Raw genomic sequence first — 24,278 nt, 5'->3', positions numbered from 1 at the left:
CATGACACTGAATTCTATTGGCGATCTGGCGCGGGGATTGACCCTGAGAGCGCGCAGCACCGAAATCAAATCCCAGATCGAAACCCTGTCATATGAAATGTCCACCGGACAGGTGCAGGACGTCTCGGGCAGATTGGGTGGCGATTTTTCACACTTGCTCGATCTGGATCACAAGCTGGCGCGGCTGCACGCCTTTGGCGTTGCAACCGCCGAGGCGCACCTGTTCACCGATGCGATGCAACTCAGCATGACGACGTTCAGCGATTCCATCGGTGAGCTGTCCGCCTCGCTGCTGGCGTTTGGGACCGCAAACCAGACGGTAACCCATGAGCAAGCCTCGGTTCAGGCTCGCAATGAGCTCGACACACTGGTCTCGGCTCTCAACACGCGGGTCGGCGGGCGCAGCCTGTATTCTGGCACAGCGACCGATGTGTCACCCTTGCCGCCGGCCGAAACGCTACTGAACGCCCTGCAAACCGAATTGACAGGTATTACTACCGCAGCGGGCATCCGTCAGGCTGCTGAGAACTGGTTCAACAATCCAGCCGGGTTCAACGCCGTCATCTATCAAGGGTCCGCGACATCGCTGACACCCATGCAGATCTCGGACAAAGAAAGGATAGACCTTCCGATCACGGCGATCGATCCCGCCTTCAAGGCAGCTCTGCGCGATGTCGCTGTCGCCGCGCTTGTGTCTGACAGCGCGCTCAACCTGGCGCCAGGCCAAAGGACCGCGTTGTTCACTCAGTTGGGTGTAGGCCTCGCGAACACCCAGGACGAAACTGTCAAACTGCGTGCACAAGTTGGCGTGGCAGAGGCCCGTGTCGAACAGGCGGCCACGCGAAACGCAGCGGAACAAACCAGTGCGAAACACGCCCGTAGTGCATTGATCGAGGCGGATCCATATGAAACTGCCGCGCGATTGCAAACCGTACAGTTTCAGTTGGAAAGCCTCTATTCCGTAACGGTTCGCAACGCCAGTCTTTCGCTGGTGAATTTCCTGAGATGAGAGTTCTTCTATTCCTATTGATGCTGTTGCCCTGCCTGGCCAACGCCGGCGCGATCCGATTGAAAGATCTGGTGGATTTCGACGGAGTGCGCGGTAACGATCTCGTCGGTTACGGACTGGTTGTCGGGCTGAACGGGACCGGGGATGGGTTGCGCAATTCACCTTTCACCGAAGAAATCATGTCCAATATTCTGGAACGGCTGGGCGTAAACGTGACAGGAGAGGACTTCCGGCCAAAAAACGTTGCTGCAGTGCTCGTCACCGCGACTCTGCCGCCTTTTTCCCGGGTCGGCAGCCAGATCGACATAACGGTTTCCGCCATCGGAGACAGCAAAAGCCTGCTGGGCGGTACACTGGTGATGACACCGCTGAACGCCGCCGACGGGCAGATCTACGCGGTGGCACAAGGCACGGTTCTGGCCGGTGGCGCCGTAGCCGAAGGCGAAGCGGCCTCGGTCACGCGCGGTGTTCCGACATCGGGTGTCGTCCCCTCCGGCGCGCGGGTCGAGCGGGAAATAGACTTCGAACTGTCCGCACTCACCCAGCTCAGGCTGGCGCTGCGGGAGCCGGATTTCACAACGGCAGGCCGCATTGAGGTGGCAATCAACACAGAATTCAATCGCGCCGTCGCAATAATGCGGGATTCCGGCACGGTCGAACTGAACATCTCTGCGACCCAGTCCATTTCAACCGCGCATGCCATCGGCCGCATTGAGAATATTCTGGTACAACCTGAAAGCAAAGCCCGGGTGGTGGTTGACCAAAGGTCCGGCACTATTGTCATGGGGCAAGACGTGCGGATCTCGCGTGTGGCTGTATCGCAGGGTAACCTGACCCTGACGGTCGAAGAAGCGCCGATTGCTGTTCAGCCCAATCCCTTCGCTCGCGGCGAAACAGTTGTCGTTCCGCGCACGATCGCCGGCATCGAAGAAGATGAGGGCACCGGGCTGGCCGAGATACCCGAGGCCACCACCCTGTCCGAGGTCGTGGCCGGGTTAAACGCACTTGGGGTGTCACCCCGCGACATGATCGACATATTGAAAACGATCAAAGCCGCGGGTGCATTACATGCCGAGTTCGTGGTGCGGTGACAAATCCGGCATCGAATTAACGCGATGGCGGGAAAAATACCCCCGCTCCGTCATCACTTTGATTTCCAGCTGTCCAGCCACCGCCGGACCCTACTGCCACGCTCTTCGATCGCGTCACCGGCGGCGTACAGACCGTCTTCGACGCTTTCCAACATCGGGTCAATGCGGCGCTGCCGGAACCGGCGCCACCGCACCCAAAGCGCCCAGACGATGGCAAAGAACACCGTCAGGAAGATGATGTTGAACCACGGGATCAGCCGCACGTCAGGGCTGTCCACTGGTCGCACAGACACCACGTTGGGAAAGATCGACATAAGCTGATTGCGCCAGCCATAGTGGCGCAAAACTACCCATTGCGGGCTGTCTGCGGTCGACACAAGATTGGTTAGTTCCGCCTGCAGATTCGAGCTGTCGAGCTTGAAATAGGGCGGCCAACCCCAACCGGTATCCTCGTTCCGATAGACGCGCGGCTTTCCGTTGGGGCGGAAGGTTTCGACAAAGCGTACATCACGGTTGACTGCCTGGGCGGTTTCCTGCCCCGTGTCCTGCTGCGCCCAGAAGATCGAATTCTCACCGAAATCAACCCTCCGCACCTCGGTCTTAACGATCCGCACCACATCCTGCTGCGGCAGCGTGTATTCCAGCACTGAGGCGACCAAGCCCCAGAAAATTATGATGAACGCCCACTTAACATAGACCATCTATCCGGCCCTCATTTGAAATTGGTAATGTAGATCAGCAGGGCAATTGCCCCAAGCGGGACAACGTAAACACCCAGCAACAGCTTTTTGCGAAAGGAGTTTTCATACTTCCTCAACCCGCGCGCGACAAAGGCGTCACGATCGCCTGTCATCCCTTTTTTTTCCCAATGCGCGATCAATTTACGCCGCCGCACCAAGCGGGAATAAACCGATAAGCTGAAATAGATCACCGTTAAAATGATCAGCAGCGGGATCAGAAAGCGGAGTGCGACGAACATTTAGTTTCTCCCTACAGCGCCCCAGGGTCCGACGCGGGCGATGATCTCATCGCTGACTCTGTCGTTGCCGCTCATGTCCGGCTCGTGACCGAACAAAGCGGCGCGGGCGCCTGCCTTGTCCACCTGATACTCGCGCGCGAGGATGTCGGCAACATAGGCTTTCTTGGTCTCGGGCCACGTTTTGTAGGTGTTGTAGAACAGTTCCTTATGGCAGATGAACATCTGGCGCGGGTCCAGAGGTGCCAGCTCGGCCAGCAGCATGTTCACCAGATCGCGGTTCGGCGTGTCTGCCGCGCGGAGCGTATAGAAATACGCCGGATGATCTGACGTGATGCGCGGCCACGGCCCACCATCGGTGGCCCAGCGCAGCAATTGCGCGAGGCCGTGATAGGCCTCGGGCAAACGGTCAGAGTGGTTGCGGGCCAGGCGCCGCATATCGCTGCGATCCAGTTCCGTCAGATCGAGATCGGCATCCGCGGCCGCGTCAACGGTCAGAAAGTCCATCTTCTGCTGCAAGATTGCGGCTGCATCCACACCACGAGCTTTCACAATCGGTTCGACCAGATCGTTGTAGGTCAGGAATTTGGCGATCTGGTTCCGCTGCGACGGGGCAAAAACATACTTGATTGGCAAGTCGTCGGGCTTGTCGCCCATGCAGATCGCTGCCGGGTGATCCAGATCCGGGAACAGGTAGAGCCCGCCGAAATGGGCCGTCCAGAAATTGCGCTGTTCGAACGCCGTGTGGCGAAGACGGACGGGATTGCGGGTGACGTCTCCGGTTTCCTTGGCGGTTTCGATCATCTTCGCGATCAATACATCGTCAAACCAGGCGTCCTCTTTTGTCTTGAACCGCTCGACCATGCCTGCGAGTTGCTGCGCCTTGCGCAGGGTGCCGCCAGCGGTATCCGCCTCGATCTCGATCTTGCTCAGGTTCAGCAGATCGCGCGGGGTGGTGAGTTTGAAGACCGAGTTCACCAGCTCTCCGGCCACCGCATCGGTGGCGGTCAGGGCGAACAGCTGCGCCTCGTTCATCTCGATGAATTCGCGCAGAATATCGCGCGAGGTCGAGAATTTGACGTTCAGCAAAGGCGCGCGTTTCTGCTCGGTCGTCAGCAGGATGAACTGCCGGTTGACCCCGTTGGGGTTGAGGTAGAGCTCATCCTCCAACTCAATCCCCACCTCAGGTGAATAGCCCGAGATATCGACATGAAAATCCGTCAGCGCCGTGGTCTTGCCCGCCAGATGCTGCAGCGCGCGGTTATACCGCTCGACCAGAGCCGGACTGGAGATGTGGACGAGGTTGCCGAACATTAGGCCTTTTTTGATGAGGCGGATCATTCGACTCTGGCCTCAAGTAGTCGAGCTGATTTTAGGTCTCGCTTTAGTCGTTCCCATTCGAGCTTCAAAATGTCCTGCGACAACTCCCTAAGTGTAACCAGCTCACTGATGTCAGGATTCTCCGAGCGGAACTGTATTGATGCGTTCTTTAGGCAAGCAACAAGACCATCGTAGTTCGCGTCATTTGGATTCATACGAAGCAGTATACGAGACGCGACTTCAATTTCTTCGCGCATACTTTCCAAACTGGTTTCAGTGCTCACAAGCGAAGAAAACAGTGCAAAATCATCTCTCAGTTCATCAATCCATTTTTTTCTCATTTCAGCAATTTTCATCTCCGTAGAGATCATACGATTTGCTGCTTCTCTCTTCTCTGACGACCTGTTGGACAGATGAGTCGTAAGTAAAGCCAGGCCAGATACAAGAAATAGTGTTCCCAGAGAAATGATGGTCCCATCGTATTCCGAGATAGCACCCTCCAACCTTTGCCAAAACGAACCCGGATAGGATTCCAAGATCAGAAAAAGTGGCGGTGCGAGTGCAATCAGCGCTAGCAGGAAAAAGACGATGGCCAATTCCTTCACCCCTTCCCCTCCAAATACCGCCGCTTGGCCTCTTCCATCCGGCCCATCTCACGCACCGCGTTTTCAATGGCGACCTCGTCGCTCTTGTCGGCATAGCGGAATTCGCTGTCGGCGTAGCGGTTGATCTCTTGCATCACCATGTCCACCGTGATCGGCTGGCGCAGGTCCTCGATCATCGCCTTCTTGGTGTCGTAGTCGCGGAACAGGAACAGGTCGGGGTTCTCCATCCATTCATCGGGCAGTTCGAAATCCATCGCACGGACTTTGACCGCGTCGGTAATGTTCTTGATCGCGCGGCCGGTAAAACGCTCATCCGCCTGTTGGATCGCCTTGAGGTAGGTGCCCAGCTTGGCGATCGTGTCCATCTGGCCGATATCGCCGGACACCCGGTCATAGACCTGCAGCAGCGCTTCCTCATGCGGGCGGGAATGGCTTTCGAAACTGGCGGCGACGGCCTTTTTGATCTCCTGCGCGGCATAAGCCTCGTGCTCGCCCAGCGGGATGTCGTGGTTGCGGCCCATCAGCAGGTGCAGGATGTCGATGTAATCCTCGCGCGTCTGCGGCCCGTCTACCAGAAACCGCGCACCGGCCCGCTGGCGCAGGGCGTCATCCACATTCTCGGGGTAGTTTGAGAACATGCCAAAGGTGCAATTGCCACGCACAACGGTGTTGGCCCCGGCAAAGCTCTCCATCAGCACGGCGGTGATTTCCAGCTGCCCGGCACTGGACTGCCGGTCGCCGCGTTTACCTGCCAGCTGATCAATATCGTCAATGGTGCCAAAGCCGATGACCGAGGGGTCGATGATCGTATTGATAAACGCCTTGGCGTTCTGGCCGGATTTGCCCTGATAGCTGTCGATATTGTCGGTGCTCAGGTTCTGATAGCGGAACGGGTAGCCCGCGTTCTGGCAATAGTCATTGATCAGCCCGGCCATCATCTGGATCAGAGTGGTCTTACCGGTGCCCGGTTTCCCATCGCCCATGAAGGTGAAAATGAACCCGCCGAGCTCGGCAAACGGGTTCAGGCGACGGTCGAAATCATAGGCCATCAGCATCTTGGCCAGCTTCATCGCCTGATATTTGGCGATATGGTTGCCCACCACCTCGTTCGGGCTCTTGAACGTCATGGTCAGCGTGGTGGATTTGGCCTTAGACGCCGGCTCAAACCCCCGGATCGTCAGATCGTCGGCCTCGATATGCCAGGCAGCATTCTGGAACGGGGCCAGATGTCCAGTCGTCTGCGCGCGCAAGGCAGCCTTCTCCATCAGCTGCTCGGCATAGGCGCTGGTGGCCGCGATCAGATGCGCATCGTCGGGGGCATGTTTGGCCAGCATCTGATCCAGTTCCCACAACGCGCCGTGCAGAGCGAGCTGACCATTGTCGGTCAGAACCTCTTCGATCTCTCCGATATCCACCGTGGTTTCGCCCAGATGCGAGGACATCAGATAGGCCAGCGCATTGCCGAAAGCGTGCGAGGTGATCAGGGCCTCTGCCGTCAGCAGTTCCGAGAACTCAGCCTTGCGGGCGGCAGGCAGATCTCCGGCCAAATTCGCACGTTTGAGATCGGCCAGCGGGGTCTGTTCCGCATATGCCTCGGCTACGGCCAGAGCGATGGCTATGGCACGGCGGATTGCCTGCTGCGTTGTCGCCTGAGGCGGCGAGACCAATGCATCCCCATCATCCGAGGCCTCGATCCGTTCAACCAGATGCACTCCGTCAGCGCGCACCGTGCGCCGCGTCACCAACCCCGGTGTCGTCGACCGAAACCGCCGTCCGGTCGATACACCCGGTGACCGTTCAACAGCGGCCTCAACAGGTTTCGCAATCCGTGGCGCATGTTCGAACCCATTCAGCAAGGCTGTCGCCGCCGGATAATGCTTGCGAATGTCGCCTTCGCGCAATTCCATCTGATCTGACGTCAAACTCATCTCAAAACCGCCCTTGCTTCATCTTTTCAAAAATACTCTCGTCCCACTGCCCGACAGGATCCTGAAAGGGTCTGTAAGGGAAGGCGAAAATCTCAATATCTCAACACCTGTCCGGACTTGCTGACCACAAACTTGCGCACATCGGCAAAGCCCGGCGGGTTGCGCTCGGCCAGCACCTGAAACGGGCGCTGGGGCAGGATGATCGACCGCTGCGTGCGCGTGGCCCCGGTCTCGGCCCCCTGCCCGCCGAACGGGTCCAAAGCGAACACCTCGCGTTCAACGGTCGAGAACCACCCAGCGCGTTCTTCGATGACCTCTTCGCTTTCCAGCTCTTCGGTGGTCCAGGCCAGCGCCCAGTCCTGACCTTGCGGAGATTGCGCGTCCTCCAGCACCTGCCGCAGCGGACCGGACTGCTCGGTATAAGCCGAGGAATACATCGGGCCCACATGGATGCGGCGCAGGTGTTTGGGGTGCAGATCGTCGAAATCCTGATCGAAGCCTTTGGCGATGGTCACCAGTTTCAGCCCGCCCAGCGCCTGCGCCATCAGATGCGCCTGCACTTCGGGCCATCGGCGCTGGTCCTTGGGTAGAGCCGTCTTACCGCTGTCCTCAAGCTGCATCAGGTAGATGACCGGCAGGTTGATCTGGCTGTCATAGACCGCCCAGTGGATCAGAAACTTACGCCGGTCTCCTTCATTGCCGATCCAATGGCATTCGGGGTCGTTGCGGGCCCAGAACAACTGACCTTTCAATAATTCCTCGTAATAGAGCCTTTGTGACAGTGCGAATTGCAGTTTAGTGGGAATTTCCTGATCGCCAATGATGGTCCGCACCATGTCGGTTTTCAGGTCGTCTTCCGAGGGCATGTTCGCCAGATGCACCTGCGCCTGCTGCGCGTCATTGGCCATGGTCAGCAGCTCGGCCGCCACCGGAAACCCGCTGTCGCGTTTGTCCAGGGCGAGGCTGCCAAAGAACCGCCCCGTATCGCGCCCGACCAGCAGGTATTTCATGCTGAGCGCGCGGAAGGTGTAGAGCAGTCCCGAGAGGTAGCGCGACACGATCCGCACCTCTTGCTTGCTGATCGCGCCCTCGGCCTCCATCGTTGCGGCCACGCGCAGGAGGCGGACGGTGATCACCTCGAATTTGCGGAAATAGCGGCGTGAGGCGAAGGTGTCGGTCAGGCCGACATGGTCTTGGGTGGGGTTAGTATCATTCATCTCGGGGCGTCCAAGTCTTTCCCATTTTTGTCGATGTGGAACCACCACCTGTATAGCGGCGAACCAATACTATTCAGCACCACTTCAGGACTAATCCCGACTAGTCGTTGAAAACGAACCCCTCTCTCGCTACCCCAACTAAGCCAACACAGAAAACGGATAAACCAAGCGCCAATTGCCATCGAAAGCAGTATCTGGAACACCGCTGGATAGGTCGGTTTCTGCTCAATTAAGCCCAACTTTTCCAAGAAGTCTGGCACCATAAGCGGACCAAGACTCACGACTATCAATATGAATTGCTGGTGAGCGAAACGCACTTAACCACCATACAAATTCTTATCATGCTTCTCGACAATCGAGGCAAACCGGCGCGCGAACCGCTCATCTGCCTTGGCCTTTTTCTCCAGCACGTCACGGGCAAAGACCATATGGTCCTCGTGCGCCTCAAGCATGTCAGCCATCTTCTGGTTGGTCGCGGTGCCGATGGCCGCCATGGCGGTTTGCGCCTCTTGGTCGGTCTGCACGCCGATCTCGTTGATGCGGTGGGCCACGTCCTGCTGCTGCGCGGTCTTCAGCGACTTGGTCAGGGCGTCATACAGCACCACGCGCTGCTGGGTGTCTGTCTGCAGCTTGTTGATCAGCACCATCTGCGTCGCCGCCTGATTTTGCAGTGAATCGACCCAGGTTTTGCCCTTTTCGATATAGCGCTCCAGCGTCTGGGACTTGGCCAGCTTGACCTGCTCCTCCTGAACCTTGGCGTTGTATTGCTTGTTCAGCTCAGCCAGCTCGGTTTCAAGCTGGGTCCGCGCGGCGGCGTCCTGTTCGACGCTGATCTTGTTTTCCAGAGTGATGATCGTCGGGTCCATCCCCTGAATCTCGGCGCGCAACGCTTCCAACTCGGCCACGGTCGCCTCACGATCGTCCAGCGTACCGCTCAGGTTGTTCTCGACCTTCACGCGCTGTTCTTCCAGAACGGCCAGTTGCCCTTCCAGCAGTTTCACGATCACGTCGGATTTGGCGATCAGGTCCTGTAGCTTGTCGTCGATGTTGGCGGTGCGCATCCGCTCCTGCCGCATCGACTCTGACTTACCCTTGGAAAAGATGCCGACAAACGATTCCCACCCGGTTTTCGAACGCATCTCGTCGAAATCCTTGGAAAAGGCACTGGTGACGTCATCCAGACCCATGATCAGCTCGGCGATGTTGGCGTTCATCACCTCGGTATGGGCGTGTACGTCCTCGAGCGTGGCATTTTCGATGTCGATATCCGCCTCGGCGGTGCCGATCTTGGCGCGGGCGGCCTCGATTCGCGAGGTCAGCCCTTCGATCTGTGACTGGCTTTCGCGGACCTTCGCCTGAGTCTCTTCGATCAATGCTTCGAATTGCTGGTTCGACATCTGTGCTATCCCTGTTTTCCTTATGTACCCAATAAGATAGGAGATGTTACAATCATTTACATCCCCATTGGGTGCTGAAATCCTGCAAAGATTGGCAAACTCGCGCGGAAAAAGATAGGTGCAGAGACCTGTCCTTATCAGTCATTTTCACCACGGCGACAGATAGTGCGACGAGGAACCGCCACCGCCAGTCTTGGTGCGTATCTGACGGTCGAACGAAAGATGTGACCTTTTCGAATGCGGGATGTCGTGCCGCCTGTCTTACAAGACCGAAACAAAAAACGGTTTGATTGGACCTCCCTCGGACAGGGCTGTAAGGGTTGCTTCTGCTGTATGCAGCGCCTCCTTGATCGTCACGTCCATATCCAGATAACGATAAGTTCCCAAGCGACCGACGAACGTTACGTTCTGCGTCCTGTTCGCCATTTCAACATATTCAGCAAGCAGCGCTTTTTCCTTCACTTGTCGGATCGGGTAATAGGGGATATCGCCAGGATCCGCCGCCCGAGAGTATTCACGGTAACACACTGACATTTCGTGCGTTTCCCAGGGTGCAAAGTGCTTGTGCTCGGTGATGCGCGTGTAGGGCACATCCTCATCGCTGTAATTCATCACCGCGCATCCCTGATAATCCCCTTTGTACGTGAAGGATTCAAAGTCCAAGGTTCGATAACCCAGGCGGCCCAGCTCAAAATCAAAATAGCCGTCCAGCGGCCCGGAATAGAAGACGTGGTCGAATGTGTCGACGGTCGTGCGGTCAAAGGTGGTGTTCAGATGCACCGAAATTGACGGATGATCCAGGATTGCGGCGACCATTTCGGTATAACCGTTTTCAGGCATGCCCTGGAATCTGTGAAAAAAGTAGTTGTCGTCGTAGTTGAACCGTACCGGAAGACGCTTGAGGATCGAGGCAGGTAATTCAGACGGGTGGCAGCCCCATTGCTTGATTGTATACCCTTTGAAGAACGCTTCGTACAATTCACGACCGACGAAACGCATTGCCTGCTCTTCGAAACTCTGCGGATCGGATATCGACGTATCCGCTTGCTCCTGAGCGATAAAGGCGCGCGCTTCATCCGGCCGCAATACTTTGCCGAAAAACTGGTTGATCGTGTGCAGATTCACGGGCAGCGAAAAAACCTGACCCCGTGACGTGGCCTTCACCCGGTTCTTGTACGGCAGAAAACTGGCGTACCGGTTTACGTACTGCCAAACCTCCTCATCATCCGTGTGAAAGATGTGCGGACCGTACACGTGGACCATGACGCCGGTTTCGTCATCGCGTTCCGTATGACAATTGCCCCCGATATGGTCGCGGCTGTCTATTACCGAGATTTCATGACCCTGCTCGGCCAGTTCCCGTCCGATTACCGCCCCGGATAGCCCTGCACCAACTATCAGAAATCGACATGTTTCCACTCGGACACCTTTTGGATATGGCAATCTTTGTCGGGATGTTCCGCATTCGATTTCCACTAAAACGCTCGAGTTTCAATATTCATCTCAACTGGACACGGATGTCCACCAGGTTGGCATAGAGCGTCGATGTAAATTGTGATGTGCCTGGACACCCCGGTTTCAACAAAAACCGAAACGAAAGAAAGAGCTTTCCAAACAAGTCGGGGGTCGCGCCAAGTGTCCTGGGCAGGCCAGCCTTATTGCCACCCGTTGCCAGGGCTGCCGCAACACCATGCGCCAGTGCGAATTTTGGCATGTGTTTTTCGTGAAGGCTTCTGTAAGTAAAACCTTGCGGCCTGGAAATCCGGTATTACTTGCCAGCAACACCGGGCAGCCGGCTTGGGTGAAACCCCATTAAATGTTCATCGGCACTTTTGGCGGAAACAATTATGGGATATCTGAGCGGGCGCAGGGTTTCATGATATGGAGTTTGCAATGATAAAGCGCGCCTGGAATGAATGGCGGTCAGGCTATATGGGCCGCCTCATCGGTGAGAGCTTCTATGCGCAAGGTGGGCTTTACGGGATCGCGATTATTGCAATGATCGCCGTTGCGGCGACCACGGCCGGCTCTGCCTACATGATGGAGTATATTGTCGATGCCATGACCAGCCCCGATATGCGCGGCTGGGTTCCTATGATTGCGTTGGGGGTTGTGGGACTTTTCCTTGCCAAAGCGATCGCGACCTACATTCAAGCCGTATTTCTCGCTCGGGCCGGAAACCGGATCGTTGCGGCGCAGCAGGATCGGGTTTATCGCAAGCTTCTCAGGCATGGCATTTCTTTTTTCACAGCAAACGAGTCTTCTGACCTTTTGATGAGAACCACTCACGGCGCACAAGCGGCGCGACAACTCATTGATGTAATTGTCACCGGGTTCGTTCGTGATGCGCTGACACTGGTGGGTCTCGTCATTGTCATGGTCTATCAGCAACCCGTTCTTTCGATAATGTTCTTTGTCGTGGGGCCGGTGGCATTGCTGGGTGTGCGCTACCTTCTGAAAAGCGTGCGCTCAATCATGCAGGCAGAGTTCAAATCACTGGCTGAAATCATCCGCGTTTTGCAAGAGACGTCGGCTGGGATCAAAGTGATCAAGGTCTTCTCGCTGGAAGATCGCATGGTCACACGCATGGACACTGCCATTCGCAAGGTCGAGGAACGTTCGAACGACATTGCGAGATTGCAATCCATCGCCAGCCCGCTGATGGAGTTTTTGGCCGGGCTGGCGGTCGCTGGCGTCCTTTTGGTCAGCACAATGGGAATCGCTGGGAGCGAGCAGCCCACGGCGGGTCAGTTGATGTCCTTTATTACTGCGCTGCTGATGGCGTACGAGCCCGCCAAACGGTTGTCGAGGATGCGCGTCCAGATAGAAACCTGCATGGTCGGTGTCGGCATGTTGTTCGGCTTGCTCGACCAGGAAGACACGATGCAGGAAAGCCCGGATGCGCGCGAGCTGTTACAGGGCCCGGGCGAGATCACTTTGCGAAATGTCACATTCGGATATCAAGGTGCAATGCCGGTAATCGAAAACATGAATGTGACTTTTGAAGCGCGAAAAACCACCGCCTTGGTCGGGCAATCGGGTGGGGGCAAGTCGACTATATTCGGTCTGATCATGCGGTTTTATGATCCTGACGAAGGAATTGTAGAGATCGACGGACAGGACTTGCGTGAAGCCAGTTTCGCCTCGCTGCGCCGAAAGATCTCGTATGTCAGTCAGGACACATTCCTGTTTTCGACCTCTGTGATGGAAAACCTGCGCTGTTCCGCGCCCGATGCCACGGACGAGGAAGTGATGGAAGCGGCACGCGCTGCGCATGCGCATGATTTCATCTGTGCCCTGCCTGACGGGTACGAAACGCAAGTTGGTGAAAACGGTACGTTTCTGTCTGGTGGGCAAAAACAACGTATTGCGATTGCCCGCGCGATTTTACGCAACGCCGAGATCCTGTTGTTGGATGAGGCAACCAGCGCGCTTGATGCTGAATCGGAATCTCTGGTCAAGAACGCCTTGGATGCACTTACAAAGGACATGACAGTGATCGTAATTGCGCACCGCCTTTCCACCGTCCTGGAAGCGGATAGAATTATAGTTGTGCAGGACGGAGCCGTTGTCGAACAAGGCAATCTGGACGAGCTGATGAAGAAAAACGGCAGCTTCCGTCAACTGTTCGATCAGCAGTTCAGAAAGCACGAACCGGGCGTCGAGGTCGCGGACTAACGAGATTTTCAAATCCGCCAGCACTGTCGCCCTTCGGTAAACCCGGAGAAACATTGGCAGCGGAATCTTTGAGCGCGGAGAGGGCTGCTTTTGTGCTGCCACAAAAGCTGCTCACCAGTGCCTTACAGCTCTGTCTTCATCAGGGGCTCGACGGAACTGACGCCCCTGACCTTTGAATTTCAATTTTTGAAGAAGGGTTTCATCGGATTTCAGTCAAGAAAGCTCTGCTCAGGATCGGGTTGCCAGCATTCCGAATGAGATCCGGTTCGTTCACCACAAAACAGCGGCGCGACCCCACTGAAACACAGTGTTGGTCGCGCTCACCGAGATAGTAAGTTTTTCCGTGCGGTCGAACGGGTTTCAGGCCGTCGTTCCCTTGCGCCGGATGGCAGTACCAAGGCTGCCCGCGCAGACGCCGACGACGATGGCGATGATCAGTTCCATGCCTTCAACATTGGCGAACTGCCAGCCTGCAAACACCAGTGTCTCCAGAACGCCGACAAGACCACCCATTACGGCGCCCAGCCACAACTGACGGGTCATCATGCCCAGCGCAAGGCCAAGGATTCCGGGCAGGCTCAGGATGTTGCCGCCGATGGTTCCGAGTAAATCCAGCATCTCAACCCCCAACCTTAATCTTTACTACCGCTCAGGAACGAGCGGATATCGTCACCGGAGGCTGCCGCGTGTTTCTCAAGCGGTTCGCCGGACTCGGCATTCAGGGCTTCGGTAATGCTCTGGTATTCTTCCAGATATCCGGGCGGCAATCTGTGGGCGATGCCCTGGTGGCAGTCGATACAAGTCATGTTCTCGTCAATCGCGCGTTGGTGTTCCGCGGCGGCACGGGCTTCCTGAATGGTGAAATCCATATAGTCGAAGTTGTGGCAGTTGCGGCATTCGCGGCTATCGGATTCCTTCATCTTCTTCCAAACGGCCGATGCCATGCTCAGACGGTGCGCTTCGTATTTTTCCGGCGTGCTGATTGTACCGACCAGCTCGTGGTAGACGTCCTTGACCGCCATGATCTTGGCTTTGATCTTGTGGTTCCATTCATGCGGCACGTGGCAATCGGAACAGATCGCACGCACACCGGAATGGTTGTTGTAGTGGATGGTCTCGCGATACTCACCCAGGTTGGTTTCCATCGTGTGACACGAGACACAGAATTCTTCGGTATTCGTCAGTTCCAGGGTCCAGTGGAATCCGCCCCAGAACAGGATACCTGCCAGAAAACCGGCAAGCAGAGTGAAACCGACGCTGAGGGCGGCGAGTGGGCTCCAGAACCAGTCCCAGAGGCGACGGATCGGTCCACGTTTTTCTTGGGAGTCGGCCATGTCGCGTGCTCCTTTTCAGATCTGAGTTCAGTTTCCGGAGGAAGGTTCAAAGACGTTTTCCACCAACGGCGGCGCGTCGGCCTGCGGAACGTGGCACTGGTTGCAGAAGTACCGCGTACCGGCGATGTGATCCAGCTCCACCCCGTCCCGATCCAGGTAATGGGTCATCGAAAGCGTCGGCGCGTTGCGCTCGCCTGCTTTGGTCCAGTCGTGGCAGGACAGGCACTGGTTGGTGCGCGTATCGATCTGATATTGCTCGACCGAATGCGGGATCAGCGGCGGTTGCTGGCGGTAATTGCGCTGCATGCGGCCTTCGACAGTACGCGGAATGCTGTCGAGGATGACGGGTTCGTCAACTTCGGCACCGCGCAATGTGGAAACGCCGGTGGATTGCGCAAGGGCCAGGCCACCGAGGAGCAGCGGCGGGATCAGGGCAAGGCCCATCAGGATCGACTTGTTCATCTTCTCACTCCTTCAAAAAGGTCTCGAGGCGCCACCTCGGGCGCAGCAGTTGGTTCGGTAGGTGCGACAGTCAGGGTGTCGAACCGATGGGTGAATTTGAAAACATCCACGGCGCAGACGTCGATGCAGCTGCCGCAATTGGTGCAGTCGGGCGACAGGATCACCGGGGTACTGTCCGGCTTGCCCTTGAGCGCGGGCGAGATCACCTGGTTTTCCGGGCAGACGGCATAGCAGTCCATGCAGTCGTCGCAGGCCGACCTGCTGGCGGCACTGACACGCAGCAGGCTCTTGCTTCCGACCAGCCCATAAAATGCACCGACCGGGCACAAGTGGCCGCACCAGCCATGACGCGAGACAAACACATCGAACAGGAAGATCGCGCCGACCATGGACCAGACAAAGCCCATGCCGAAGATCAAACCACGGTGCAGCATTGTGATCGGGTTCACCAGTTCCCATGCGATGACACCGGTTACGCCGGACACGATCAGGACGGTGGCAAGTATCCACAACCGAGTGTTGCGCTTGGGTTGCCAACCTTTTTGCAACCCCAGCCTGTTATGCAGCCAGTGTGCCGCGTCGGTCACCGGATTGATCGGGCAAACCCACGAACAATAGACCCGCCCTCCGATCAGGGCATAGGCCACCAGAACGATCGCGGCTCCGATGGCGGCGGTCAGTTCGGGCCAGTGCCCGGCAATCAGGCTTTGCAGGAACACGAATGGATCTGTCAGGGGCAAAACGCCAAGGGTCAGCGATCCGGCCAGCGTGCCCTGCACGATCCAGATGCCGAACCAGGGGCCCAGTAGAAACAGGATCAAAAAGAACAACTGGCTGGCGCGGCGCAGCAGCAGGTATTTATGGGCGCCGATCCATCCCTTGGCCGCCACCGCCTCGTGTCCAACTGGCATTTGCGTCCGGGCCGTCATTGGGTGACCTCCGGCAGTTTGAAAGAGGGCTCGAACCCACCGGGCGCGGCAAGGTTGTCGGTTCCCGGTCCGGGCAACCGGTCGGGCAGATCAATGAGGCCTTCGACCACCGGCCCCCCCTTGGCTTCCTTTTCTTCCCATCCTTTGCGGTAGTGATCCGCGGCGCTGCCACGCGCCAGACGGATGGGCAGAACTTTGATCGCGGCTTCGGGCAGAACACAGCTTTTCTCGCACACGCCGCAACCGGTGCAGTGGTCGGCATGTACCGTGGGTGCAAAGATCGCGTGATGCCCCGACCTTGTGTTATGCGAAGTCTCAAGCGTGATCGCCTCGTCAATGACAGGGCAAACACGGTAGCAGACATCGCAACGCAGGCCGAGGAAGTTCAGGCAGTTCTCCTGATCGACCAGAACGGCCACGCCCATCTTGGCGTCATCGATATTGTCCAGCGCAGGGTCCAGCGCCCCCGTCGGGCAGGCTGCGACGCAAGGAATGTCATCACACATCTCGCAGGGAATGTCGCGCGCGGTGAAATACGGCGTGCCCGTGGCCGCCGCGTCTACCCCAAGCTCGGCCAGTTTCAGCGTGTCATAGGGGCATTCCCGCACACACAGACCGCAACGGATACAGGCGGACAGGAAGTCTTTTTCCGGCAAGGCGCCGGGTGGACGCAGGGCCTCGGCCGGCAATGCCCTTGCGTCCCGCGCCAGCCATGCCAGCAAGGACCCGGCTGCCACGCAGCCGCCCGCTGCGCGCGCCGAGTCCTGCAGGAACCGGCGCCGCTGCGGCGAAAGGGGTGTACCAACGCGAGACATGGGTCTTACCTTTGCCTTGCCAGCCTTTTACGCGCGCTCGACCTTACAGGCGCATTTCTTGAAGTCGGTCTCTTTCGACAGCGGGCAGGTCGCGTCCAGCGTCAGCTTGTTGGTCAGCTGGCCTTCGTCGAACCATGGCATGAAGACCAGACCGCGCGGCACCTTGTTACGGCCTCGGGTTTCGACCCGGCTGACCACTTCGCCGCGACGGGTCGACAGAACGATCTCCTGCCCCCGGCGCACGCCACGTTCCCGTGCGTCTTCGGGATGCATGTAGACCACGGCAGCCGGGTAGGAGCGGTGCAGCTCCGGCACGCGGCGGGTCATCGAGCCCGAGTGCCAGTGTTCCAGCACACGACCGGTGCAGAGCCACAGATCGTACTCTTCATCCGGCTCTTCCGCGGCGGGTTCATAGGGGGCAAAGATGATATTCGCCTTGCCGTCCTTCTTGCCGTAAAATTTCACATCCGCGCCTTCGGGCACGTAAGGATCATACCCTTCGCGGAAGCGATAGAGCGTTTCCTGGCCGTCCACGACCGGCCAGCGCAGGCCGCGTGACTGGTGGTAGGTATCGAACGGCGCCAGATCGTGGGCATGACCGCGACCGAACTCGGCATATTCTTCGAACAGGCCCTTCTGCACGTAGTAGCCGAAATGTTCGGATTCGTCGTTTTCGAACCCTTCTGCGGTCTCGGACAGCGGGAACTGGTCCACTTTGCCGTTTGCGAACAGCACGTCATACATGGTCTTGCCGCGATGTTCGGGCATGGTGGCCAGCAGTTCTTCGCCCCAGACCTCTTCGACGGTGAAGCGTTTCGAGAATTCCATGACCTGCCACAGGTCCGATTTCGACTCGCCCGGAGCCTTGACCTGCTGGCGCCAGAACTGGGTACGGCGTTCGGCGTTGCCATATGCGCCTTCCTTTTCGACCCACATGGCAGTGGGCAGGATCAGGTCGGCGGAAACCGCAGTGACTGTCGGATAGGGATCCGAGACGGTGATGAAGTTCTCGGGGTTGCGATAGCCGGGATACCCTTCCTCGTTCATGTTGGGCGCGGCCTGCATGTTGTTGTTGCACTGCACCCAATAGGCGTTCAGGTCACCGTCCTTCAGTTTGCGGTGTTGCAAGACAGCGTGGAAACCCGGCTTGGGCGGAATGGTTCCGGCGGGCACGTTCCAGGCTGTTTCACAAATCTCGCGGTGCTTGTCGTTCATCACGACCATGTCGGCGGGCAGGCGGTGGGCAAAGGTGCCGACTTCACGCGCCGTACCGCAGGCCGATGGCTGACCGGTCAGCGAGAAGGGCGAGTTGCCCGGCTCTGAAATCTTTCCGACCAGGAGGTGCACGTTGTACATCAGCGAGTTCACCCAGGATCCCCGCGTATGCTGGTTGAAGCCCATGGTCCACAGGCTCATCACCTTGCGGGTCGGGTCGGCATATTGCTTGGCCAGTTTTTCCAGCTTGTCTGCCGGAACACCGGACAGTTCGGACGTGTATTCCAACGTGTAGGGTGCGACAGCCTCGGCATATTCGTCAAAGGTGATCGTTTCCAGCTTGCCGGAATTCGGGTTTGCCGCTTCCTGCTGCAGCGGGTTGGTTTCGCGCAGGCCATAACCGATGTCGGTGTCGGTCTTGGTGATGTTGACGTGGTTGCGAACGAAGTATTCGTTCACCGCATTGTTCTGGATGATGTAGTTGGCGATGTAGTTCAGGATCGCCAGGTCGGTTTGCGGCGCGAAGATGATACCATTGTCGGCCAGCTCGAACGAGCGATGCTCGAAGGTCGACAGGACATGCACTTCGCAGCCCGGCTTGGTCAGCCGCGTATCTGTCAGGCGCGACCACAGGATCGGGTGCATCTCGGCCATGTTCGAGCCCCACAGCACGAATGTGTCTGCGTGCTCCAGGTCGTCATAGCAGCCCATCGGCTCATCGATGCCGAAGGTGCGGATGAATCCAACAACGGCCGAGGCCATGCAATGCCGCGCATTCGGGTCGATATTGTTGGACCGGAAGCCAGCCTTCATCATCTTGGCTGCGGCATAGCCTTCCCAGACCGTCCACTGACCGGACCCGAACATGCCAATGCTGCTGGGGCCTTTCTTGGCCAGCGCCTCTTTCCATTTGGCGGCCATGACGTCGAAGGCTTCGTCCCAACTGACGGGCTCGAATTCACCGTTTTTGTCGTATTCGCCATTGGTCTTGCGCAGCAGCGGCGTGGTCAGGCGGTCCTGGCCGTACATGATCTTGGACAGGAAATAGCCCTTGATGCAGTTCAGGCCCCGGTTCACCGGGGCGTCGGGGTCGCCTTGCGTGGCAACGACACGGCCTTCCTTGGTGCCGACAAGGACGGAACAACCGGTTCCGCAGAACCGGCAGGGCGCCTTGTCCCAGCGGATGTCCGGGGTGCCGACCTGCGCATTGGCCTGGCCGGTGGCCAGGGGCAGGCCCGCTGCCGACGCGGTAGCAGCGGCAGCCGTGGATTTCAGAAAGGTCCGGCGGGATTCAGAGATGGTCATGACGTGGGTCTCCGGCTTTATATCTTGCGAGAAGCGTTGAGGTGCGGACGGCTCTCCGCGAGGTCTTCGAAATGGTGATAGGTCAGCGACAGCGAGATCACTCCCGGGATCTGGTGCAGATCCATGATGGTCTCGGACGCAAGCCGATCAGGGGTGTCTTCTACGACGACAACCAGGCGGCCGTCCTCGGAGGCTGCATGGACTTCGGCCCCGTCCACGCTCTGGATCGATTCCTGGGCGCGCACTGCAGCGTCAGGCATGACATGGACAAGACAGCCGCAAATGTTCATTCGGCAACCTCCGGGTTTGGTGTTGAAGGGCGAGCAAGGCTGACAGCGCCAACCGGGCACGCGCCCGCGCAGGCGCCACATCCGGTGCAGGTGTCTGTTTCAACTGTGGGCTCCGAGCGTCCGCCAAGCTGCAACCTGAACCTTATGGCGTCTTCCTCGCAGGCGTCCTGACAGACGCGGCAGGTGACGCCGTTCATGGACAGGCAGGTGGCGGCGACAGTTGCGCGCCACGGCCAGTTGCCGACCCGTTCGGGCTGTAACGCGCCGGTGGGACAGGCCTGGGCACAGGCGCCGCAGAAAGTGCAGGGGCCGTGGTCGAGTTCCACAACCGGCCAGCCTTGCGCATCAAAGGATATGATGTTTTCCGGGCAGGCCCGGGCACAGTGGTCGCACTGTTCGCACAGGTCGAAAAAGCCGCACTCATCCACACCAGGTGGCCGGATGGCGGACCTGTCTCGTCGCAGCATTTTGCCACGAAGAAATGCGCGTCGGTTGGCGAGCTGATTCACGTGCTTGCTACCCTAGAGTATTCAGGCGAAGCGGATGCCTGCCCATACTCCGCTGATAGTGTAGCACGACGATTCTGAATTTGACCTAGATCATTTATTAAACATCTAAATCCTAATCAGCGCACGAAAATCGTGTTTCTATGAGTCAAAAATGCAAATTTTACCAAACCGCGTGTTTCAGGCACGTTTCTCTCCGATTGTCGCGACCCCAAGAACCGAGAGCACCTTGGCCTCGATATGCTCGGCATTCATGCCTGCCACTGCGTACATATCCTGCGGGCTCGCCTGATCGATGAACGTGTCCGGCAGCACCATTGAGCGATACTTCAACCCCTGATCGAAAACGCCCTCTTCGGCCAGAAGATGGGCGACGTGGCTGCCAAACCCACCGGTGGCGCCCTCTTCGATCGTAATAAGTGCCTCGTGATTGGCGGCCAGATCCAGAATCAGGTCGCGGTCCAGTGGTTTTGCAAAACGCGCGTCCGCGATCGACGGCGTGATACCTCTGGCCGAAAGCGCTTCGGCGGCCTTTTGCACTTCGGCAAGACGGGTGCCGAACGACAGCAGAGCCACACGAGCCCCTTTCTGAATCATCCGACCTTTGCCGATTTCCAGCACTTCGCCACGCTCGGGCAGGTCTACACCAACCCCTTCTCCACGCGGATAACGGAAGGCAATGGGTCCATCGTTATGCGCAGCGGCAGTTGCCACCATATGCATCAACTCGGCCTCATCCGCTGCGGCCATCACGACCATGCCGGGCAGGTTGGCCATGTAGGCAATGTCGAACGACCCCGCATGAGTCGCACCATCGGCGCCCACCAGACCCGCCCGGTCGATGGCAAAGCGCACCGGCAGGCGCTGAATAGCCACATCATGCACAACCTGATCGTAACCGCGCTGCAGGAAGGTCGAGTACATCGCGCAGAACGGTTTCAAACCGCCTGCCGCCAGCGCAGCGGAAAACGTAACACCGTGCTGTTCAGCTATGGCCACATCGAAACAACGGGACGGGTAGCGTTCCGCAAACAGGCTCAAACCGGTTCCATCGGGCATCGCGGCGGTCACGGCCACGATCTTGTCATCGCGTGCAGCTTCATCCACCAGCGTTTTCCCAAACACAGAGGTATATGACGGCGCGTTGGACGGGGCTTTCTTCTGCTCACCCGTCACCACATCGAACTTTGCCGTTGCATGGCCCCGGTCGCGGGCCTGTTCGGCCGGAGCGTATCCCTTGCCCTTCTTCGTCAATACGTGGATCAGAATCGGACCCGTCGCCCGCGCCTTGACCGTGCGCAGAACCGGCAGCAGCTGATCCATGTCGTGCCCGTCGATCGGCCCGATATAGGAAAAGCCCAGTTCTTCGAACAACGTTCCGCCGACTGCCATGCCTTTCAGCATTTCCTTAGCGCGCTTGGCGCCTTCGCGGAAAGGCTCGGGCAACAGCGACACCGCCCCCTTGGCGGCGGCTTTCAGATCGTGGAACGGTTCCTCGGCATAGATTCGCGAGAGATAGGTCGACAGCGCTCCGACAGGCGGGGCGATGCTCATCTCATTGTCGTTCAGGATGACGATCAACCGCTTTTTCAGATGACCGGCGTTGTTCATCGCCTCAAAGGCCATGCCCGCAGACATCGACCCGTCACCGATCACTGCAATCGCATCGCCCAACCCTTCTGGCGTGACACCTCCCAGATCGCGCGCAACGGCAAAACCCAATGCGGCGCTGATCGAGGTCGAACTGTGCGCCGCACCAAACGGGTCGTACGGGCTCTCGCTGCGCTTGGTGAAACCGCTCAGCCCGTTTTTTTGGCGCAGGGTGCGGATACGATCACGCCGCTCGGTCAGGATCTTGTGCGGATAGCACTGGTGGCCGACGTCCCAGATGATCTTGTCGCGCGGCGTATCGAACACCGCATGCAGAGCCGTTGTCAGTTCCACGACACCCAGACCTGCGCCAAGGTGTCCGCCTGTCACGGAGACGGCTGAAATGGTCTCGGCCCGCAGCTCGCTGGCGATCTGATGCAATTGCGCGTCCGAGAACTGTTTCAGGTCCGCCGGGCGGTTCACAAGATCCAGCAATGGTGTATGCGGGCGTTCAGACGTCATGTTCGGCGCGTTCCTTGCGGCTTAGCTGTCCCGGGCAATAACGAAGCGGGCGGCATCCTTCAAGGTTTCAGCCCGCGCCCCATAGACATCAAGTGCCGAGCAGGCCTGATCCACCAGTTCCGCCGCCCGGGATTTGGCCGCGTCCAGACCCAGAAGCGAAACAAAGGTGGCCTTGCCGGCCTCCGTGTCCTTTTGCAGGCGTTTCCCGGCTATTTCGGCATCGCCTTCGATATCCAAGATGTCGTCGGCAATCTGAAAAGCAAGGCCAAGGGCCTTGGCATATCGGCGCAACGGTTCGGGATCGGACCGCGCCAACCGCGCCCCGGCACAGGCCGACCATTCAATCAGCGCGCCGGTCTTGCCCGCCTGAAGGCGGGTGATCTCCTGAAGGCCCAGCGGAGATGCAGCCGATTCCGCCGCGATGTCCAGCGCCTGCCCCAACACCATCCCCTGCGCGCCACTTGCTTTCGCCAGTGTCAGAGCCAATTCGGCGCGAATCTCAGCGTGACCAGTTTCGGGCCGCACGCACAGCTCAAACGCCAGGGTATGCAATGCATCTCCGGCAAGCACCGCAGTGCCCTCGTCCCACTTGATGTGGACGGTCGGCCGCCCGCGACGCAGGTCATCGTCGTCCATGCAGGGCAGATCGTCATGAACCAGGGAATAGGCGTGCAAAGCCTCGATCCCGGTTGCGGGCCAGATCGCCTGCGCCTCGTCAACCCCGTGCAATCGCGCGCTTTCCAGCACCAGAAACCCGCGCAACCGCTTGCCGCCCCGGGTGGCATAGGCCATCGCACGGGTCACATCCAGATCGTCCAACGCGCCCAGAACGCGATCGAAGTGATCCTGAATCCGCGCCGCATCCTGCGCCAGTTTTTCGCGAAACATTTACTGACCTTCGACGGGTGTCGTACCAGTTGGTTGCCCATCGGCGTCCAGCGTGATCGCGGCCACCTTTTCCTCGGCCCGCTTCAACTCATCCTCGCAACGCTTTTTCAACGCAGCACCACGTTCGTAAAGCGCAATGGACTGATCCAAGGCAACATCGCCGCGCTCCAGCTGGCCAACCACGGCCTCAAGTTCCTTCATCGCCTGTCCGAATGTCATCTGGTCAACGGGAGTATCGGTCATCGTCCTGCCTTCATCAGTTCTTCCACATGGGCGAGCGTCGCCTCGGCCAGTGCGTTCAGATCATACCCGCCTTCCAGAGTCGAGACGATACGGCCCCCGCATACATCATCGGCAATCTTGCAGATTTCGGCGGTGAGCCATGCAAAATCGCCGGTGGTCCAGTTCAGATTGGCCAGCGGATCGTCCTGATGGGCATCAAACCCGGCAGAAACGATGATCAGGTCCGGATCAAAGGCGCGCAACCGTGAAAAGGCCTGCGCCTCATACGCCGCACGCATATCGGCCCCGCCGGTTCCAGGGGCCAGCGGGATGTTCAGCACATTCTCATGGGCACCCGTTTCATCGGGCCGTCCGGTGCCGGGCCAAAGCGGCATCTGCTGACTGGTGATCACCAACGCGCGCTTTTCATCCCATAGCAGGTCCTGCGTGCCGTTGCCGTGATGCACATCGAAATCCACAACGGCGACGCGGCTCAAGCCATGATGGTCCAGCGCATGTTTCGCTGCCAGTGCCGCGTTGCCAAACAGGCAGAATCCCATTGCAGTTCCTGTTTCCGCATGATGTCCCGGCGGGCGAATGGCGCAAAACGCGTTTGTCGCTTCGCCCGCCAACACCAAGTCCACGGCCCGAGCCACTGCCCCCGCAGCGCGATATGCCGCGTCCACCGAACCCGGCGACATGAACGTATCGCCGTCGATTTGCGCGAACCCTTCCGCGGGTCGGCTGCTGCGGATCTCTCGGATATGACTCTCGGGATGGATGCGCAGAAGATCGTCATCTGCCGCCAACGGAGCCGCTATGCGTTTCAGGTCCAGCGTCTCCAAAGCATGCAGTACATGTTCCAGACGCGCCACCCGCTCAGGATGCCCTTGCGGCGTCACATGCTGAAGACAATCGGCATGGGTCAAAAGCGCGGTCGTCATCGGGATCCCTTGTTCATCTGGCCAAAAATATCCTC

Annotated in this window: 23 protein-coding genes; 3 read left to right on the top strand and 20 right to left on the bottom strand. The window is 58.3% G+C overall.

Translation table 11 applies throughout. From position 1 onward, the window contains the following. Position 1: 1 nt before the first annotated feature. Positions 2-1,009 carry a flagellin gene (locus tag AC2TEL_RS18025; RefSeq protein WP_480905890.1) on the top strand — a complete coding sequence of 336 codons (1,008 nt, stop codon included), beginning with the start codon at positions 2-4 and terminating at the stop codon, positions 1,007-1,009. Next, a complete protein-coding gene (locus AC2TEL_RS18020; protein WP_480838907.1) occupies positions 1,006-2,100 on the top strand; it encodes a flagellar basal body P-ring protein FlgI in 1,095 nt (364 codons plus the stop codon). Before AC2TEL_RS18025 ends, AC2TEL_RS18020 begins: the two co-directional genes overlap by 4 nt. A gap of 53 nt (positions 2,101-2,153) precedes the next feature. On the opposite strand, the gene AC2TEL_RS18015 is transcribed toward AC2TEL_RS18020, so the two are convergent. The 8 genes from AC2TEL_RS18015 to glf form a co-directional block, all read right to left on the bottom strand. After that, positions 2,154-2,801: a DUF1523 family protein gene (locus tag AC2TEL_RS18015; RefSeq protein WP_480838905.1), complete on the bottom strand. Its 648-nt coding sequence runs from the start codon at positions 2,799-2,801 to the stop codon at positions 2,154-2,156. A gap of 11 nt (positions 2,802-2,812) precedes the next feature. Then, positions 2,813-3,079, bottom strand: coding sequence for a hypothetical protein (locus tag AC2TEL_RS18010; protein WP_480905887.1), 267 nt, complete (start codon positions 3,077-3,079; stop codon positions 2,813-2,815). Beyond that, positions 3,080-4,417 (bottom strand): DUF6638 family protein, encoded by a 1,338-nt coding sequence (locus tag AC2TEL_RS18005; RefSeq protein ID WP_480905885.1) that lies wholly within the window; start codon positions 4,415-4,417, stop codon positions 3,080-3,082. Beyond that, positions 4,414-5,001: a hypothetical protein gene (locus AC2TEL_RS18000; protein WP_480905882.1), complete on the bottom strand. Its 588-nt coding sequence runs from the start codon at positions 4,999-5,001 to the stop codon at positions 4,414-4,416. Before AC2TEL_RS18000 ends, AC2TEL_RS18005 begins: the two co-directional genes overlap by 4 nt. Then, on the bottom strand, positions 4,998-6,929 hold the full coding sequence (locus AC2TEL_RS17995; RefSeq protein WP_480905879.1) for an AAA family ATPase: 1,932 nt from the start codon (positions 6,927-6,929) through the stop codon (positions 4,998-5,000). Before AC2TEL_RS17995 ends, AC2TEL_RS18000 begins: the two co-directional genes overlap by 4 nt. 92 nt (positions 6,930-7,021) lie before the next feature. Then, positions 7,022-8,146: a hypothetical protein gene (locus AC2TEL_RS17990; protein WP_480905876.1), complete on the bottom strand. Its 1,125-nt coding sequence runs from the start codon at positions 8,144-8,146 to the stop codon at positions 7,022-7,024. Positions 8,147-8,463: 317 nt separating this feature from the next. After that, the gene (locus tag AC2TEL_RS17985) at positions 8,464-9,543 is read right to left on the bottom strand and encodes a hypothetical protein (RefSeq protein WP_480905873.1); all 1,080 of its coding nucleotides are present in this window, start codon (positions 9,541-9,543) and stop codon (positions 8,464-8,466) included. A 261-nt stretch (positions 9,544-9,804) separates the two neighbouring features. After that, positions 9,805-10,962 carry a UDP-galactopyranose mutase gene (glf, locus tag AC2TEL_RS17980; RefSeq protein ID WP_480905871.1) on the bottom strand — a complete coding sequence of 386 codons (1,158 nt, stop codon included), beginning with the start codon at positions 10,960-10,962 and terminating at the stop codon, positions 9,805-9,807. A gap of 474 nt (positions 10,963-11,436) precedes the next feature. Here glf and AC2TEL_RS17975 point away from each other — a divergent pair, with 474 nt between their 5' ends. After that, positions 11,437-13,221, top strand: a complete 1,785-nt coding sequence (locus AC2TEL_RS17975; protein ID WP_480905868.1) for an ABC transporter ATP-binding protein — start codon at positions 11,437-11,439, stop codon at positions 13,219-13,221. Between the two features lie 360 nt (positions 13,222-13,581). Here AC2TEL_RS17975 and AC2TEL_RS17970 read toward each other — a convergent pair whose 3' ends face one another. The 12 genes from AC2TEL_RS17970 to AC2TEL_RS17915 all read right to left on the bottom strand — a co-directional run bounded on the left by AC2TEL_RS17970 (position 13,582) and on the right by AC2TEL_RS17915 (position 24,243). Next, positions 13,582-13,839 carry a hypothetical protein gene (locus AC2TEL_RS17970; protein ID WP_480905865.1) on the bottom strand — a complete coding sequence of 86 codons (258 nt, stop codon included), beginning with the start codon at positions 13,837-13,839 and terminating at the stop codon, positions 13,582-13,584. 14 nt (positions 13,840-13,853) lie between these two features. Continuing rightward, positions 13,854-14,555: a NapC/NirT family cytochrome c gene (locus AC2TEL_RS17965; protein WP_480905862.1), complete on the bottom strand. Its 702-nt coding sequence runs from the start codon at positions 14,553-14,555 to the stop codon at positions 13,854-13,856. A 27-nt stretch (positions 14,556-14,582) separates the two neighbouring features. Further along, complete coding sequence (locus AC2TEL_RS17960; protein ID WP_480838883.1) at positions 14,583-15,017, bottom strand: nitrate reductase cytochrome c-type subunit; 435 nt, start codon at positions 15,015-15,017, stop codon at positions 14,583-14,585. Continuing rightward, a complete protein-coding gene (gene napH, locus AC2TEL_RS17955; RefSeq protein WP_480905859.1) occupies positions 15,014-15,946 on the bottom strand; it encodes a quinol dehydrogenase ferredoxin subunit NapH in 933 nt (310 codons plus the stop codon). Before napH ends, AC2TEL_RS17960 begins: the two co-directional genes overlap by 4 nt. After that, positions 15,943-16,761 (bottom strand): ferredoxin-type protein NapG, encoded by an 819-nt coding sequence (gene napG, locus AC2TEL_RS17950; protein ID WP_480838879.1) that lies wholly within the window; start codon positions 16,759-16,761, stop codon positions 15,943-15,945. Before napG ends, napH begins: the two co-directional genes overlap by 4 nt. Positions 16,762-16,788: 27 nt before the next feature. Beyond that, a complete protein-coding gene (gene napA / locus AC2TEL_RS17945) occupies positions 16,789-19,281 on the bottom strand; it encodes a nitrate reductase catalytic subunit NapA (protein ID WP_480838878.1) in 2,493 nt (830 codons plus the stop codon). A 17-nt stretch (positions 19,282-19,298) separates the two neighbouring features. Beyond that, on the bottom strand, positions 19,299-19,541 hold the full coding sequence (locus AC2TEL_RS17940; RefSeq protein WP_480838876.1) for a chaperone NapD: 243 nt from the start codon (positions 19,539-19,541) through the stop codon (positions 19,299-19,301). A gap of 26 nt (positions 19,542-19,567) precedes the next feature. After that, on the bottom strand, positions 19,568-20,080 hold the full coding sequence (gene napF / locus AC2TEL_RS17935) for a ferredoxin-type protein NapF (RefSeq protein WP_480905857.1): 513 nt from the start codon (positions 20,078-20,080) through the stop codon (positions 19,568-19,570). A 177-nt stretch (positions 20,081-20,257) separates the two neighbouring features. Beyond that, positions 20,258-22,189, bottom strand: coding sequence for a 1-deoxy-D-xylulose-5-phosphate synthase (gene dxs / locus AC2TEL_RS17930; protein WP_480905854.1), 1,932 nt, complete (start codon positions 22,187-22,189; stop codon positions 20,258-20,260). A gap of 21 nt (positions 22,190-22,210) precedes the next feature. Continuing rightward, on the bottom strand, positions 22,211-23,077 hold the full coding sequence (locus AC2TEL_RS17925) for a polyprenyl synthetase family protein (protein WP_480905851.1): 867 nt from the start codon (positions 23,075-23,077) through the stop codon (positions 22,211-22,213). Further along, positions 23,078-23,320, bottom strand: a complete 243-nt coding sequence (locus tag AC2TEL_RS17920) for an exodeoxyribonuclease VII small subunit (RefSeq protein ID WP_480905848.1) — start codon at positions 23,318-23,320, stop codon at positions 23,078-23,080. It abuts the gene before it with no gap. Beyond that, positions 23,317-24,243 (bottom strand): histone deacetylase family protein, encoded by a 927-nt coding sequence (locus tag AC2TEL_RS17915; RefSeq protein WP_480905846.1) that lies wholly within the window; start codon positions 24,241-24,243, stop codon positions 23,317-23,319. Before AC2TEL_RS17915 ends, AC2TEL_RS17920 begins: the two co-directional genes overlap by 4 nt. Positions 24,244-24,278: the final 35 nt, after the last annotated feature.

Source organism: Ruegeria sp. HKCCD9138, from assembly GCF_057220975.1.
This window is presented reverse-complemented; position numbering and strand designations above follow the sequence as displayed.

Excerpts from the sequence above, each read along its gene's own strand:
- AC2TEL_RS18025 (WP_480905890.1), top strand. The coding sequence starts at position 2 with ATGACACTGAATTCTATTGGCGATCTGGCGCGGGGATTGACCCTGAGA.
- AC2TEL_RS18020 (WP_480838907.1), top strand. The coding sequence starts at position 1,006 with ATGAGAGTTCTTCTATTCCTATTGATGCTGTTGCCCTGCCTGGCCAAC.
- AC2TEL_RS18015 (WP_480838905.1), bottom strand. The coding sequence starts at position 2,801 with ATGGTCTATGTTAAGTGGGCGTTCATCATAATTTTCTGGGGCTTGGTC.
- AC2TEL_RS18010 (WP_480905887.1), bottom strand. The coding sequence starts at position 3,079 with ATGTTCGTCGCACTCCGCTTTCTGATCCCGCTGCTGATCATTTTAACG.
- AC2TEL_RS18005 (WP_480905885.1), bottom strand. The coding sequence starts at position 4,417 with ATGATCCGCCTCATCAAAAAAGGCCTAATGTTCGGCAACCTCGTCCAC.
- AC2TEL_RS17995 (WP_480905879.1), bottom strand. The coding sequence starts at position 6,929 with ATGAGTTTGACGTCAGATCAGATGGAATTGCGCGAAGGCGACATTCGC.
- AC2TEL_RS17990 (WP_480905876.1), bottom strand. The coding sequence starts at position 8,146 with ATGAATGATACTAACCCCACCCAAGACCATGTCGGCCTGACCGACACC.
- AC2TEL_RS17985 (WP_480905873.1), bottom strand. The coding sequence starts at position 9,543 with ATGTCGAACCAGCAATTCGAAGCATTGATCGAAGAGACTCAGGCGAAG.
- AC2TEL_RS17975 (WP_480905868.1), top strand. The coding sequence starts at position 11,437 with ATGATAAAGCGCGCCTGGAATGAATGGCGGTCAGGCTATATGGGCCGC.
- AC2TEL_RS17970 (WP_480905865.1), bottom strand. The coding sequence starts at position 13,839 with ATGCTGGATTTACTCGGAACCATCGGCGGCAACATCCTGAGCCTGCCC.
- AC2TEL_RS17965 (WP_480905862.1), bottom strand. The coding sequence starts at position 14,555 with ATGGCCGACTCCCAAGAAAAACGTGGACCGATCCGTCGCCTCTGGGAC.
- AC2TEL_RS17960 (WP_480838883.1), bottom strand. The coding sequence starts at position 15,017 with ATGAACAAGTCGATCCTGATGGGCCTTGCCCTGATCCCGCCGCTGCTC.
- napH (WP_480905859.1), bottom strand. The coding sequence starts at position 15,946 with ATGACGGCCCGGACGCAAATGCCAGTTGGACACGAGGCGGTGGCGGCC.
- napG (WP_480838879.1), bottom strand. The coding sequence starts at position 16,761 with ATGTCTCGCGTTGGTACACCCCTTTCGCCGCAGCGGCGCCGGTTCCTG.
- napA (WP_480838878.1), bottom strand. The coding sequence starts at position 19,281 with ATGACCATCTCTGAATCCCGCCGGACCTTTCTGAAATCCACGGCTGCC.
- AC2TEL_RS17940 (WP_480838876.1), bottom strand. The coding sequence starts at position 19,541 with ATGCCTGACGCTGCAGTGCGCGCCCAGGAATCGATCCAGAGCGTGGAC.
- dxs (WP_480905854.1), bottom strand. The coding sequence starts at position 22,189 with ATGACGTCTGAACGCCCGCATACACCATTGCTGGATCTTGTGAACCGC.
- AC2TEL_RS17925 (WP_480905851.1), bottom strand. The coding sequence starts at position 23,077 with ATGTTTCGCGAAAAACTGGCGCAGGATGCGGCGCGGATTCAGGATCAC.
- AC2TEL_RS17920 (WP_480905848.1), bottom strand. The coding sequence starts at position 23,320 with ATGACCGATACTCCCGTTGACCAGATGACATTCGGACAGGCGATGAAG.
- AC2TEL_RS17915 (WP_480905846.1), bottom strand. The coding sequence starts at position 24,243 with ATGACGACCGCGCTTTTGACCCATGCCGATTGTCTTCAGCATGTGACG.